Annotated in this window: 9 protein-coding genes; all 9 read right to left on the bottom strand. The window is 38.3% G+C overall.

The genetic code is table 11. The features are described 5' to 3' along the window. Positions 1 to 2: 2 nt before the first annotated feature. The 9 genes from AAG807_RS03100 to AAG807_RS03060 all read right to left on the bottom strand — a co-directional run bounded on the left by AAG807_RS03100 (position 3) and on the right by AAG807_RS03060 (position 14,111). Positions 3 to 467 carry a T9SS type A sorting domain-containing protein gene (locus AAG807_RS03100; protein WP_341900689.1) on the bottom strand — a complete coding sequence of 155 codons (465 nt, stop codon included), beginning with the start codon at positions 465 to 467 and terminating at the stop codon, positions 3 to 5. A 146-nt stretch (positions 468 to 613) separates the two neighbouring features. Beyond that, entirely contained in the window at positions 614 to 1,249 is a 636-nt protein-coding gene (locus AAG807_RS03095; protein WP_341900687.1) for a DsbA family oxidoreductase, read from the bottom strand. A 19-nt stretch (positions 1,250 to 1,268) separates the two neighbouring features. Continuing rightward, a complete protein-coding gene (locus AAG807_RS03090) occupies positions 1,269 to 1,961 on the bottom strand; it encodes an alpha/beta fold hydrolase (protein WP_341900685.1) in 693 nt (230 codons plus the stop codon). 253 nt (positions 1,962 to 2,214) lie between these two features. Next, complete coding sequence (locus AAG807_RS03085) at positions 2,215 to 2,931, bottom strand: hypothetical protein (protein WP_341900684.1); 717 nt, start codon at positions 2,929 to 2,931, stop codon at positions 2,215 to 2,217. 146 nt (positions 2,932 to 3,077) lie between these two features. Then, positions 3,078 to 5,057: a histidine kinase gene (locus AAG807_RS03080; RefSeq protein ID WP_341900682.1), complete on the bottom strand. Its 1,980-nt coding sequence runs from the start codon at positions 5,055 to 5,057 to the stop codon at positions 3,078 to 3,080. A gap of 13 nt (positions 5,058 to 5,070) precedes the next feature. Then, a complete protein-coding gene (locus AAG807_RS03075) occupies positions 5,071 to 6,993 on the bottom strand; it encodes a histidine kinase (RefSeq protein WP_341900680.1) in 1,923 nt (640 codons plus the stop codon). Between the two features lie 4 nt (positions 6,994 to 6,997). Continuing rightward, entirely contained in the window at positions 6,998 to 7,738 is a 741-nt protein-coding gene (locus tag AAG807_RS03070) for a LytTR family DNA-binding domain-containing protein (protein WP_341900678.1), read from the bottom strand. An 85-nt stretch (positions 7,739 to 7,823) separates the two neighbouring features. Further along, positions 7,824 to 10,874 (bottom strand): T9SS type A sorting domain-containing protein, encoded by a 3,051-nt coding sequence (locus tag AAG807_RS03065; protein ID WP_341900675.1) that lies wholly within the window; start codon positions 10,872 to 10,874, stop codon positions 7,824 to 7,826. Between the two features lie 12 nt (positions 10,875 to 10,886). Further along, complete coding sequence (locus AAG807_RS03060; RefSeq protein ID WP_341900673.1) at positions 10,887 to 14,111, bottom strand: T9SS type A sorting domain-containing protein; 3,225 nt, start codon at positions 14,109 to 14,111, stop codon at positions 10,887 to 10,889. Positions 14,112 to 14,169: the final 58 nt, after the last annotated feature.

The raw sequence follows: 14,169 nt of genomic DNA, 5'->3' as shown, positions 1-14,169 counted from the left end.
GGTTAATTTTTAGTGATTTGGTAGGTACGGACGTTAGATTCCTTTACGCGAATCTGAAAAAGGTAATTGGCATTAGCTAATGAGCTAAGGTCAACAGTATTTTTCAATTCTGATAGAATTCCTTGTTGAATCAATTTTCCGGAAACATCCATAATGGCATAAGTAAGACCATCAATAGAGGTTTCTGATTCAACAAATAAAAGATTGGTTGTGGGATTTGGAAAAACCGAAAGGTTCCAATTCATATCCCATTCATCCACTGATAAGGCAAACAACTCATAAGGTTGTTGGACTCCACCAGTTAAATTTCCCGAAGAGGAGGATTGATTCGAGTAATCGATCAAACCGATCGAATACGATACGGTTCCTCCGGAAGATGCTGCTTCACCACCGGAACCGGTAGTTCGTTCTTGGGCAGATAGATACCCAACTGACAGCACGAAAATAGGTAACAAGTACTGTTTCATTCCGCGAATAGTTTAATTTAGAAACAAATGTGACTAAAAAAATCGTTACTATAACTAAGGGGTAACCCCTAATCTATCCGGGAATTGACATATCAAGCATCTCTGTGAAACTATAACGATTTAGCGCGGGGTTTTTATCTATTTTTTTATTCTTTATTTAACCCTGCCTTAATGGTTTCTTCAAAATTTGCGATTGGTTGAGCTCCCGAAATAGCATATTTTCGATCGAAAACAAAGAAAGGAACTCCACGAACTCCAATTTGCTGTGCTTCGGAAATATCGCTTTTAACGGAATTTGCAAACAAGTCCTCTTCTTCCAAAACAGCTTTCACATCCAGTGCATTCAAACCTGCCCCAACACACAATTCTGTTAAAGTTGATGCATCATTCAGATCCCTTCCATCCGTGAAATACGCTTTGAAGAATGTTTCTTCCATCACATCACCCAACCCTTTGGTTTTCGCCAATTGAATCAAGCGATGAGCTTGAAATGAGTTTGAAATGACTGCTTTCTCGAAATGGTAATCCAAGCCAACTTCAGCTGCCCGAGCAACCACCCCGGCATGCATTTGTTTGGATTCTTCCACCGACATGCCTTTGCGTTCAGCCAGGTATTCGTAGACATTCTTATCCGGTTGCGGAACAATGCCCGGATCCAATTGGAAACTCTTCCACTCGATTTCAAATTGTTCATCCGGAAATGCATTCAAGGCAGCTTCCAAATGTCTTTTCCCAATATAGCAAAATGGACACATGATGTCCGACCAAATTTCGATTTTCATGCGCCAAATTTACGTCAATTTACCCTGGTAAGTACAATCTTAACAATTCTTGTGCAAGCTCTTCTACAGGGATTTTATCGATAGGATGTTTCCAATCCATCATTTTATGAAAGGTCCCATTTGCAAGTAATTCCTGAACATTCGCTGTTTCATCTTCTGTTACCATTGTATCCAAAGAACCACGTAATAAATGAACAGGAATTTGAATATGGTGAAAATCGTATGGTCTTAAAGAAGGTTTTTTTCCAAGCTCCAGCATCATTTTTGCTGTCTTTTCAAGAACTGTTTTCCACTCTTTTTCTCCATGTAGTGATTTCAAATAGCTCGCATAAGCCGGCACTTTTTCTTCGATCTTTCCAGCATTCAACAATTCTGCTTCCTTCTCGGAACCTTCTTTGTTCCAGTCGAATTTCGTTCCCAAAGTCACCACTTTCTCAAAAGTCCTTGTTTCCAGACTTTCTAACCTCAATGCCACATAACCACCCATGCTATAACCGAAAACCAATGGTTTATGAATCTCATGCTGCTCCATGAATTTTTTCAGGTTCTGCGCAAAACGCTCAATTGAAAAATCACCTTCTGTATCGGATTTTGTACCATGCCCATCAAAATCAAAGGTGTGAACATTGAAATGGGGGGTCAGTTTGGAAATTAATTCCTCAAATTGAATTTTAGCTCCAAGGGCTCCGTGAAGAATGATCAAGTTTTTCATACGCGAAGATAAGAAGAAATCCGTCCTCCGATGGCTATCGGCAAGACGGATTTCAATATAAATTTCTAAAGCCTTCTATTGTTTCACTACTCGTTGAACGCTATGTCCTTGTGAGTTCTTGAAATCAACCCATCTTTAGATTTTAGTATTACAAAAAAATCCGCCTTCCAATCCATAAGGACCAGAAGACGGATTTGGGCTTTGGTTTGAGTTACAGCGCCCGTTAACGTAGAGTTGGTTATTTGGTATACGCTTAATATTTTACAGCTATTTTGGAAATGTTGTCTCCGTCCCAAGTGATTTCAACCGAACTGAATCCGAATTCCGTTGAACAAACATAGGTTCCGTCTGCTTTGATATTTGTGATTTTAAGTCCTTTCGTTGCAGGATCAGCAAACATCGCTTCTCCGTTTTCTTCCGTAGCAATGTCGTACGGATTCACTCCGCTTTTCACGTATTTCTTAGCAGCTTCCAATACACGACCACCTTCAGTGAATTCGTTCAGGAATTCTTTCATGCGAGGATTCACTTTCAACGTTGCTTCGTCTTTCAACGTTCCTGCATCCAATGTTGCAACTGCATCACCGTAAGATTTGATTTCGATTGTGTATTTTCCATTTGCATCTACCAGGTACAAATCACTTTTATCCGGACTTGTAGTAATATCCAAATCTCTAACGAAAGGTCCTGATACCAGGAAATCCACTGGCTGAATTTCTTTATCTCCTTCTTTTAAGGATGCAAAATAGTTGCTGTTTGCCGCTTTTACATCTACCAACAAGTAAATTTTCCCTTCAGGTGCAACCAATGTTTGTTGTTCTTTCTCGTTCACTAAAACGGTGCTTGCTTTAAAGTCAACCGTCATTTTTTGTTCGTCAAAAGTGAACTCAGTTGCTTTTTTGATTGTTACAGGTGGTTCAGCTGAGCAAGACCCAAGTAATAATCCTACTGCCGCGATTGATAAAATCATGATTCTCATAATTTGTTTGTCTTTGGGGCAAAAGTAAGACAAGAACAAGTAGCAACTCACCCGTATTGGTGTCCGACAGGGGCAAATTGGCAAGTGCAAGGATTTTTCAAATAAGCGCACCGGACTTTTAACTAAAAAAGCTGCTTTTAATCAAAAAGGGTATTGAAGGGAATGGAAAAAAGCACGGTGGTGCCTTCTGATGGTTTGGAACTGATTTCAAATTTAAAGGCTCCTTTTCTTCTTTTATTCAGGAGAAAAATTCGTTTTTCCGTAATTTGGATAGCAACCGATTCATGCTCCTTTTTCACACGAACAGGCTCATCAACTGAAAATCCTCTCCCGTTATCCGTGATCCTGATTTCCACTTCTTTTCCAATTTTTTTGTAGGAAATATGCAATTCTCCCGGTTTGTCCAGCTCAGAAAAACCATGTTCAATGGCATTTTCTATGAATGGTTGGATCAACATCGGGGGCAATAATAAATTATCCGGGGAGATCTGATCATCAATTTCAATCGTGTAGTCAAATCCATTGTTGAAGCGCAATTGCTGTAAGCGCATGTAATCCTTCAACCATTTCATTTCTTCCGATAAGGAAATATTGTCTGTGGAAGAATGTTGCAGGATAGATCGGACCAGGCGTGCAAATGAAGTAAGTAATTTCCCCGATTCTTCCGTATCCTTTTTGAGCATAAAAGTGTGAATCGCATGCAGCACATTGAAGATGAAATGTGGATTCATTTGACTTTGCAGCAAACGCTGTTCCATTTCCACGGCTACTTTTCCTGCCTTCAAGCGGTTGTACCGGATGGTGATGAATGCAATAATCCCCATGAGCAAAAGCAATAAGATTGACCCAAAAACCAGGTAATTGCGTTGACTGATCTGTAGATCCTTCAATTCATTATCTTTTTTCAACTGTTCATTTTCACGCTGCTTTTTTTCTGTTTCGAACTGCTCTTTCATGCGAGAGACGCCATGCTGCACACTCATTTCCTCAGTGAAATCCTGAAGGGCTTTTGCTTCTTCAAAATACTCTAAGGCAACATCCGTTTTCCCCATCGTCTTGTACACGCGATAGTATTGCCAAAGCAAATCTGCCTCCACCTTTCTATACGGTAGTTGGTTTTTAACCCAATGGTGGTTCGACTTTAAGGATCTTAATGCTTCGTTGTATTGTTTCAATTTGGTGAAAGCAATTGACTCATAGATTGCAATCGCTACCAGGTTCGTAGTGTCCTGGTACTTTTCAAAAAAAGACCTGCAGCCGTAAACTAATCTAAGCGCCTTATTTGGCCTTCCGGTTTCTGCGTACACGTGTGCCAGATTAGCTTCAGTCATGATCGTGTTCTGTTCATTTTTCAGGACCTTTTGGAGTTGAAGTGATTCTTCCAAATAAGGCTCTGCGCGGGAATACAAACCTCTTTCTGCCAGCATTCCGCCAAAATTGAGTAAGGCTGTAGATTGACCTATCAAATCTTTTAACTCTTTTCGAAGGGCAATGGATTTCTTATAATATACTTCCGCTTCCTTATATCTTTGAAGATATGTTAACAACAAAGCAACCGACCCTAACATTTTTGCCTCCGATGTCTTAGGGCCATTCTGCTCGTAATACTTGAGGATTAATAAGTCGTTTTGAAGTGCTTTGTCATATTCCCTGAAATAATTGTAGTAATTTGAGTATAGTTCCTTATTGCGAATAATTCGAGAAGTATTCCCTAGTTTTTCATAGATGCTATCCGACTTTTGCAGATTGAACTTCACCTTCTCCCAATCATTTTCAAGGGAATAGTAGAAGCCATAGGCAGCATAAACAAGCCCCAAACCATTGCTGTACTTTAATTTACGAGCCAAACGAAAAGAACTGTCAGTGTATGTCTTAAAGAGTCCTCTGTCTTTTGCAAAGTAACTTCTTCCGATATCGTAATAGAGTTTCGCTTTCAGCGTATCTTCATTTTGATAGTGAATCTTACGTAACAAACTGTCCAATGGCGGTTGTGTATAAGTAACGTGAGAGCAACACAAAAGAAGCAAGAAAAGAAGCGTTCTTTTCAATGGGGAGTAGAATAACAATGCGGAAAAATTTATTAAATCGTTTTTCAAATAAGTGCTAAGGGTTTTCACTAAAATCCGGATTTTAATCAAAAAGTGTGAGATAAGGAATCGAAAAAAGAACACTGGTTCCTTCATTTGGCTTGGAAACAATTTCGAATTTGAAGGCCCCTTTTCTTCTTTTATTTAGGAGCATTATTCGCTTTTCTGTAATTTGAATCGCTACTGACTCATGTTCCTTTTTCACTCGAACGGGCTCATCAACTGAGAATCCTTTTCCATTATCGCTGATTTTAATCTCCACTTCTTTCCCGGTCTTTTTATAAGAAATATGCAATTCTCCGGGCTTATCCAATTCGGAAAAACCATGTTCAATCGCATTCTCGATAAATGGTTGAATCAACATTGGTGGTAATAACAAATTATCGGGAGAGATCTGATCGTCAATTTCAATGGTAAAGTTGAACGAATTTCCGAACCGGAGTTGTTGTAAGCGAATATAATCTTTCAACCAATTAAGTTCTTCCGATAAAGAAATATTATTGATGGAAGAATGTTGTAGAATAGACCGAACCAAACGAGCGAAAGATGTCAATAATTTACCCGATTCTTTCGTGTCTTGTTTCAACATAGAGGTATGAATCGCATGAAGCACGTTAAAAATGAAATGCGGATTCATTTGAGTTTGCAACAAACGCTGTTCCATTTCCATCGTTGCTTTTTCTGATTTCAGACGGTTGTTTCTAACGGCAATAGCAGCAATTCCAAAAATCAGCAAGATCAATAAAATAGAGCCATAAATGAAATAATTGCGCTGACTAATCTGCAAGTCTTTCAGCTCGTTATCTCTCCTAAGTTGTCTGTTTTCCTCCTGCTTCTTTTCGGTTTCGTATTCTTCTCTCGCACGAGAAATCGCACGTTGAATCTCTGCATCTTGGTTAGCTTCAAAAAGAGCTTTAGACCCCTGCAAATATTTTACCGCCATTTCTGTGTTACCCATTTTGAGATAGACATTGTAAAATTCTTCTAGCATGTTGGATTCAAAACCCAGATGTCTTGCATTTCCCTTAATCAGCGGATGCCTTAATTTCAAACCTTCTATTGCCTTATCGTACTGTTTTAGAACGGTGTATGCTCTTGATTTATACATGGATGACATCACAAGCCTGATTGTATCCGAATATTTTTCATAAAATTCATCACACTCATTTGCCAGCTGCAAAGCTTTATGGGGTCTGTTTGTTCTACTGTAGACCGCAGCTAAGTTTAATTTAGCAGCGAATATACGCTCTTCGTCATTCAAGTTCTTTTGAAGTTCAAGTGACTCATTTAAATAAGATTCTGCCTCAGTATATCGTTTTTGTTCGGCCAGTGATGATCCCAAATTGAGTAATATCCTGGAAACTTCCATATCGTTTTTTAATTCTCGAAAAAGAGCAAGGGATTTTCTTTCATACACTTCTGCCTCCTCACTTCGTTCGAGATCTTGCAACAATATCCCGATTTCCCCTAGTAGTGCAGCTTTTTCAGGTTTTATGTTGTTTTTATCATAATACCTTAGAATTTCCAAGCTGTTATCCAATGCTTTGTCATAGTCTCCGATGAACTTATAATAATTCGTGTAATAAGCCTGATTTTTTATAATCAGGAACTTATTTCCAAGTTTTTTATAAATACTATCTGATTTTTTCAGATGATATATTGTTTTCTTCCATTCATTAGTCAAGGTATAATAGAACCCATAAGCTGTATGAGTCAATGCTATTTGCTTGCTGAACTTTAGTTTTGTAGCCAATTGGAACGAACTATCCGTATAGGCTTTATACAAACGTGTATCCATTCCGAAACTATTTCTAGCTATTTCATAATACAACTTTGCCTTCACGGTATCTTCTTTCTGGTGATATCGGAGTTTTTTCAACAGCTCCTTCGGTTGCGAATAAGCTAATCCAGCAAATAAGCAAAACAATACAACCAAAATAGAACAGCTAACTTTCTGTAGTTTCATACTATTAGGAGCTTTTAAAATAAGCCAGTACCTCCTCTTTTTTCCTGGTAGAAACAGGAATTTCAATTCCATTTGGCAGGATTAAGAACCCTCCGTTTCGTTTGTCGAACTGTGTTACATGACGCATATTCACCAAATAACTTTGATGGGTACGGATAAAATGAGTACTATTTATGATACTTTCAAAATGCGCCAATGTTTTGGAAACCAAAATTTCTTTGCGATCAACAAAGAAGAAGTGCGTATATGCACCATCTGCAAGACAATAGGTAATATCATCAATAGCTACAATGTGGAGTACATCAGCAGTATTTAATACCATTTGTTTTGGTTCTTCGGGCTTAAATTGCTGACGAAAAACATCTAATTGCTCCAGGATTTTATCATTCTGAATACGTTTCTGCGCCTTCAATATTGCGGCAGTCAGTTCAGAAGGATCAAAAGGCTTCAACAAATAATCCAAAGCGGATACCTGAAATGCTTTTAATGCAAAATCATTATACGCCGTAATGAAAATGGTTGGAATATATCTCGGAGCAATCGCTTGAAGAATATCGAATCCGGTTTTATCATGCAGCTGAATATCAAGCAACAACAAATCCGGATTAAAGTTTTCTATTTCCTGCAAAGCACTTGCAACACTATCGGCTTCACGGACAACCAAATCATTGATGCCACTGTGGGACAATACCATCCGGCAGTTCTCCCTGGCTATTTTTTCGTCGTCTATAATTAAGATCTTCATGAATGGGGGTAAAATGGAGACTGTAAAAATACGAAAACCGTTCGCTTACTAACGAACGGTTTTCCTAAACTATGTTATTAAATTCTTATTGTTTCACCACACGCTGAACACTGTGCCCTTGTGAGTTCTTGAAATCAAACAAGTAAACGCCGCGTTCGAAGTTCTGCAAGGAAACAATTCCACTGTTCTGGATTTGGTCTTTCAACACCACTTTTCCTTGGACATCGTAGACTGTCAACTCAGCATCCGAACCTGAGAAATTGATGTGGACCTGGTCGTTGGTTGGGTTGGGGTAGATTTCGAATAAATCAACCCCTTTTTTATTTATACCTAAAGTCGATATTCTGTTTCCGTCATAATTAACTCCAATTGTTACAACAAAATATTTTGACAGGGACTTATTGGGACAATATAATTCCAATTGCAAGTAATTGTTCCCTAATGGTATTTCAAGCAAAGTGGGGATAATGGTAATTCCATTCACATCCACAACGGCCCAGTTTATTAGAACCGAATTACCAGAAAACACAGAATACGAATCAATATAAACCGTATCAATTGACGGATAATCCAGATCACAATTCTCAATTACAATCGTTACAGTATCAGCAATGATATCATTTGTATCAAATGGATCTACCAGAATATAAGTAGAATCAGATGGTACAACAAATGTAGAACTCAAGGTGTCTCCGTTACCATCCGTTACCACAACAGAATAGATTCCCGGGCAAATACTATCAAAAACAGCATATCCAGAACTAATAACCGGAGAACCATTACCTATATCAAATGTGAAATCAGGAATTCCCGTTACTGAAAAATAAGCGGTTCCATTACAAGAATCCAACTCTGAAGGTACAGTAAAGACATTGACTCCTCCCTGATTCGAAGGATAACTTCCTACTCGCGCAATCCTGTTTCTACCTGAACCATTGTAATTTGTGAATCCTCCTCCCAGAATAATTTTATCATTTCCTTGTTTGGAACAAGCATAAATTACTTCATTTGCACCTGACCCAGGGAAAAAAGTCCCGTCCAATGTCCCGTCTGAGTTTAATCTGAGAATTCGGTTTATTTGAGACCCATTAAATAAAGTAAAACCACCTACAACAAAGATCTTCCCATCCGGATCAATTTCCAGATCGGTTATCATTCCATTGAATCCTGAACCGATATTGAATGCGCCGTCCAGCGATCCATCATTATTTAATCTCACAAGCCGATTTTTTGCAGTTCCGTTTACGGTAGTGAAATTCCCTCCAACCAGGATTTTTCCGTTAGGTAATACCCGAATTGCACGAACCATTCCGTTATAACCCGAACCGATTGTAAATGTCCCGTCTATTGACCCATTCGGGTTTAGTCGAATAACCGGGTTATTTATGATTGTTCCATCTACTTCATTAAAATGACCGCCAATTAATATTTTTCCATCCGATTGAATCTCGATGCTATAAATTACGTTCGCATAATTTGCTCCGAAACTCGTTGCGACTTGAGGAGCTATAAATTGTGGATCAAGTGACCCATCTGAATTCAATCTGGCAATATCTGTAGCATATCCATTAACCCCAATATTATTGCCCCCGACTAGTATTCTTCCGTCTGATTGAACATTAGCCGTTTCTACAATTGAATTATCAATTTCTGAATCGAAAGTGACATCTATACCTCCATTTGGATCCAAACGGATGAAACTTCCTCCGCCATTGTTCCCACCACCTAGCAATACTTTGTCATCACTTTGAACAAACACGCTTTTTATCCAGGAAAAAGGACTGGGCAAAATTGGGAGAAATGTAGAATCTAGGGAGCCATCCGAGTTTAAACGCGCAAACTTATTTCCACCCACTAATAATCCGTTCATGGAACTGAAATTCCCTCCAACAATTATTTTACTATCACTCTGCACGTCTAAAGTGAAAATAACATCATTGGCCCCTGTTCCCGGATTAAATGTTCCGTCAAGAGCGCCATTGCTTTCGACTATTAGGTAATTTCCATTATGACTTTCATTTACATAACCGAAAGTTCCTGCAAAGAAAAGATTTCCTGATGTAAGAATCTCAAGCGTATTAATCTCTAAGGCTGAAGATCCCTGATTTTGCCAGAAACTTATATCGGATGATCCGTCCAGATTTAACCGCATAACATATTGAATATCGGCCCCATTAACTATAATAAAAGCTCCTCCGCATATTACTTTTCCATCTGATTGGATTTTACATACATTTACCATATTGTCGGTTCCAAGAGGTGGGACAAATGATAAATCGATTGTTCCATCACTATTCAATCTAGCTATTCGATTTCTAGGGTTTGCATCGAATGCGGTAAACTCTCCTCCAATTATGATTTTTCCATCCGATTGCAAACAAGAAGTTCGAATTGATGCATTTGCTCCTGAACTGTTTTCGAAATTGGTATCCTGCGAGCCATCAGCATTTAAGCGGATTAACTTTCCTACGTTTATTCCATTGAAAGTGGAAAAATCACCTCCGACAAAAATCTTACCATCTGGTTGGATAATCAACGTTCTTACCCAAACGTCAGCTCCTGTTCCAATATCAAAGGTGCCATCCAACGTTCCATCAGAATTCAATCTTACAATTCTATTCTTCGGTTGCCCGGCGAAAATCGTGAAATTCCCTCCTAAAATTATTTTGTCATTCGAATCAATCCCTATCGCTATGATACTCCCATTTGATTGCGCAGAAGAGTCGAAAGACAAATCAACTGATCCATCTTGGTTTAAACGTACTATCCGACTTTTAGAATATCCATTTACAGATGTGAAATCCCCACCAACCAAAATCTTACCATCGGATTGTAGACAAATTGCCCGAACATTGCTATTAATACCCAAACCAACATTGAATGTATTGTCCGTCGAGCCATCTTCATTCAATCGGGTAATTCTATTTTTGATCTCGTCGTTTACCTTCGTAAATGCTCCACCAATTAGAATCTTTCCATCCGTTTGCAAGCAACTTGCAAATACCGTGTTATTTGCTTCATCACCAAAACCATTTCCGTGATCACTTATATTAAATGTAGCATCGTTAGCTCCATTTTGACCAAAGGAAATACCTGTAAGACTTAGCAATAATAATGCAACTTTAAATAATTTCATCTTCTTTGATTATCAATGTTTTATCACCCGTTGTACGCTATGTCCCTGCGAATTCTTGAAATCAAACAAGTAAACTCCCCGCTCAAAGTTCTGCAAGGAGACGATTCCGTTGTTTTTGATCTGGTCTTTCAAGACAACTTTCCCTTGGAGGTCGTAAACGATCAATTCCGCATCCGAACCGGAGAAGCTGATATGAACCTGGTCGTTGGTTGGATTGGGATAAATCTCAAACAGGTCTTTCCCAATGTCTGCCAGGCCTGCAGTAGAAACCGAACCGTTATTGAAGTAGACTGCTTCCGTTACCGTGAAGTATTCCCCTACTGATTTGTTCGGGCAGAAAACACTCAACTGCAACCAGTAAACTCCATTTCCGTTATTCAGAACGTAAGTTGTTGTATCGAAATTCGATCCGTTTGAATCTACAATATTCCAGATCACATTGACTGTATTTCCTGTTGCCCAAATCGAATCGATGTAAGCGGTATCAATTCCGGCGTAATAAATATCGCAGTTTGTCATCGTTACACCCAGGGAATCCTGAGCTAATGAATCAATGAATGGATTGTTGAAGACGTAGTTCGAATCGACCGGAATCACAACCTGAATCGAAAGTGTGTCGCCACAATTGTCTGTCACATGCAAGTCATGAACACCGGCGCATAAACCCGTCACCAAACTATATCCACTTGAAGTCAGAACTTGTGAACCATTATCGAAATCCAATTCGAAGTCTGCATTTCCGGACAGATTTATTGCAACCTCACCTTCACATGAATTTGCATCGGAAGGCATGGAAAAGGAATTGTCGATGGTTAAAGGGAGGGATGGGATGATGGTTAAATCTAAGGTGATGATTGAGTCACAGCCTAGGGCATTAATTAGTACCTGTGTATATACTCCGCTTGATGTATAGTTTTGACCATTCAAAACATAATTGTCACATGCCGATGCAGTAAATGAATTATTAGAAGGAAAACAATTTAATAAACGAACTAATCTGTTACGTGGAGTACCATTATAATCGAAAAACCTTCCAGCAACAATGATTTTATCATCTGTTTGGACAACTGTTGATAGAACTTCGTCATTAAATCCATTCCCTGAAATAAAAGTCCCATCCAAACTACCGTTACTATTCAAACGCACTATTCTATTTCTTGTAAGCCCATTGAATGTTGTGAAATTCCCTCCAACTATAATTTTTCCGTCTTCCTGGATACTAATCGTTCTGACATCCCCATCAAACCCACTTCCTGTATTAAAAGTAGCATCCAAACTGCCATTACTATTCAAACGAACTAGTCTATTTCGTGATAACCCATTAAATGTAGTGAAATTGCCTCCAACTATAATCTTTCCATCATCCTGAATAATTGTAGAATAAATACTATAATTTGGCCCATTTCCCGGATTAAATGTTGGATCCAAACTACCATCCGTATTTAACCGTATAATTTTATACACCGTGTTTCCGTTATAATAAGTCAAATTACCCCCTACTATAATCTTTCCATCACTTTGTATATTAATTGATTTTACCTCATAATTTGAACTCGAACTAAATGTTGGATCTAAGCTTCCGTCAGCATTTAAACGCACTATTTTATTCTGGGGAATTCCATTAAATGTTGTGAAATTCCCTCCAACTATGATTTTTCCATCTCCCTGAATGCAAATAGTTCGGACATAATTATCAAAACCACTTCCTGGGTCAAATGTTGAATCTAGGCTACCATTGGGATTTATTCGAGCCATTCTCTCACAAGGTGCTCCATTATATGTTGTGAAATCACCACCAACCAATATTTTTCCATCACTTTGAATACATAATGTCGACACAGAGTTGTTAAATCCGTCACCAATATTAAAAGTATTGTCCAAATTACCATTGGAATATAAACGGGTTATTCGCTTTTGTACAATACTAGAGAATTCTGTAAAATCTCCTCCTAAAAGGATTTTCCCATCCGGTTGGATGCTAGTACTAGTAACAAAGTTGTCAAATCCAGTTCCCGGATTAAATGCTTCATCTAAACTACCATCAACGTTTAATCGAAGCATATGGCCTGTTACAATCGAATTATAGGAAGCACAAGGCCCTAGTACAATTATTTTACCGTCATTTTGAATATTTAAATTGTATACCCAATCTCCAATCGCCGTTCCCGAATTGGCATTAAATACCAGATCAATTGTCCCATCTGAATTTATTCTAGTTAAATAATAACAGTTAGTCCCATTATATGAATAAAAACTCCCTCCTACGACTATTTTTCCATCAGATTGTATTTTCACTGTTTGTCCATAATTAGCATTAAAACCAATTCCTACGTTGAACGTGACATCTATACTTCCATTCGTGTTAATCCTGGATACACGGCTGCAATTTGAACTGTTGTAAGAGGAAAACACTCCAACGGCAACAATTTTACCATCAGTTTGTATATCCAAATCCCAAACTTCGCCATTAAAACCAGATCCCGGATTAAATGTTGCATCTAAACTACCATTGGCGTTCAATCTTGTAATCCCATTTCTTGTGGTTCCGTTGTAACCTGAAAAAGTACCAACAGCAATTATCTTACCGTCAGTTTGGAGTTTAACAGAAGAAACCCCACTATTACTTAATCCTGTAAAGCCCGTTCCTATAATAAATGTTGGATCCAAACTTCCATCCGGATTTATTCTAACAATACGAGAACGTGAAACTCCATTATAGGACGTAAATCGTCCTGCGGCAATTATTTTACCATCTGTTTGGACTACTGTTGTTTGAATAGTACTTGAAAAAGGAAAACCAGTACCTGAATTAAATGTTGTATCTAAGCTACCATCTGCATTTAAACGTGCTATTCCGTTTCGAGTAAATCCGTTACAAACTGTAAAATTTCCGGCAACAATAATTTTACCGTCTGTTTGAAGACTAATAGAACATATTTCAGCATTAAATCCGGAACCTATGTTAAATGAATTATCTAAGCTTCCATCAGGATTTATTCGGGATAACCCTGGTTGTATAACCCCGTTATAAGCATAACTGAAAATTAACCCTGCTCCAACAAGAATTTTACCGTCTGGTTGAATTTTTGACGAATAAAGAGCACTTGATAAACCTGTTCCATCACCAAAAGAGCCATCATCAGCTACATTAAACGATGGATCATTTGTGCCTGGTTGTGCAAATCCATTATTTGAAACAAGAATGATGAAAGAAAGTATTGATATTAATCGATTCATACGGTTAAATTGATTCTGTAAAATTACAAAAATCCGCCCACCAACTGATGAACGGATT

The sequence above is a fragment of the Fluviicola taffensis DSM 16823 genome (genome assembly GCF_943372375.1).
Classification (GTDB): Bacteria; Bacteroidota; Bacteroidia; order Flavobacteriales_D; family Crocinitomicaceae; genus Fluviicola; species Fluviicola taffensis_A.
Note: the sequence above shows the minus strand (reverse complement) of the source record. Positions and strands in the feature narration are given on the sequence as shown.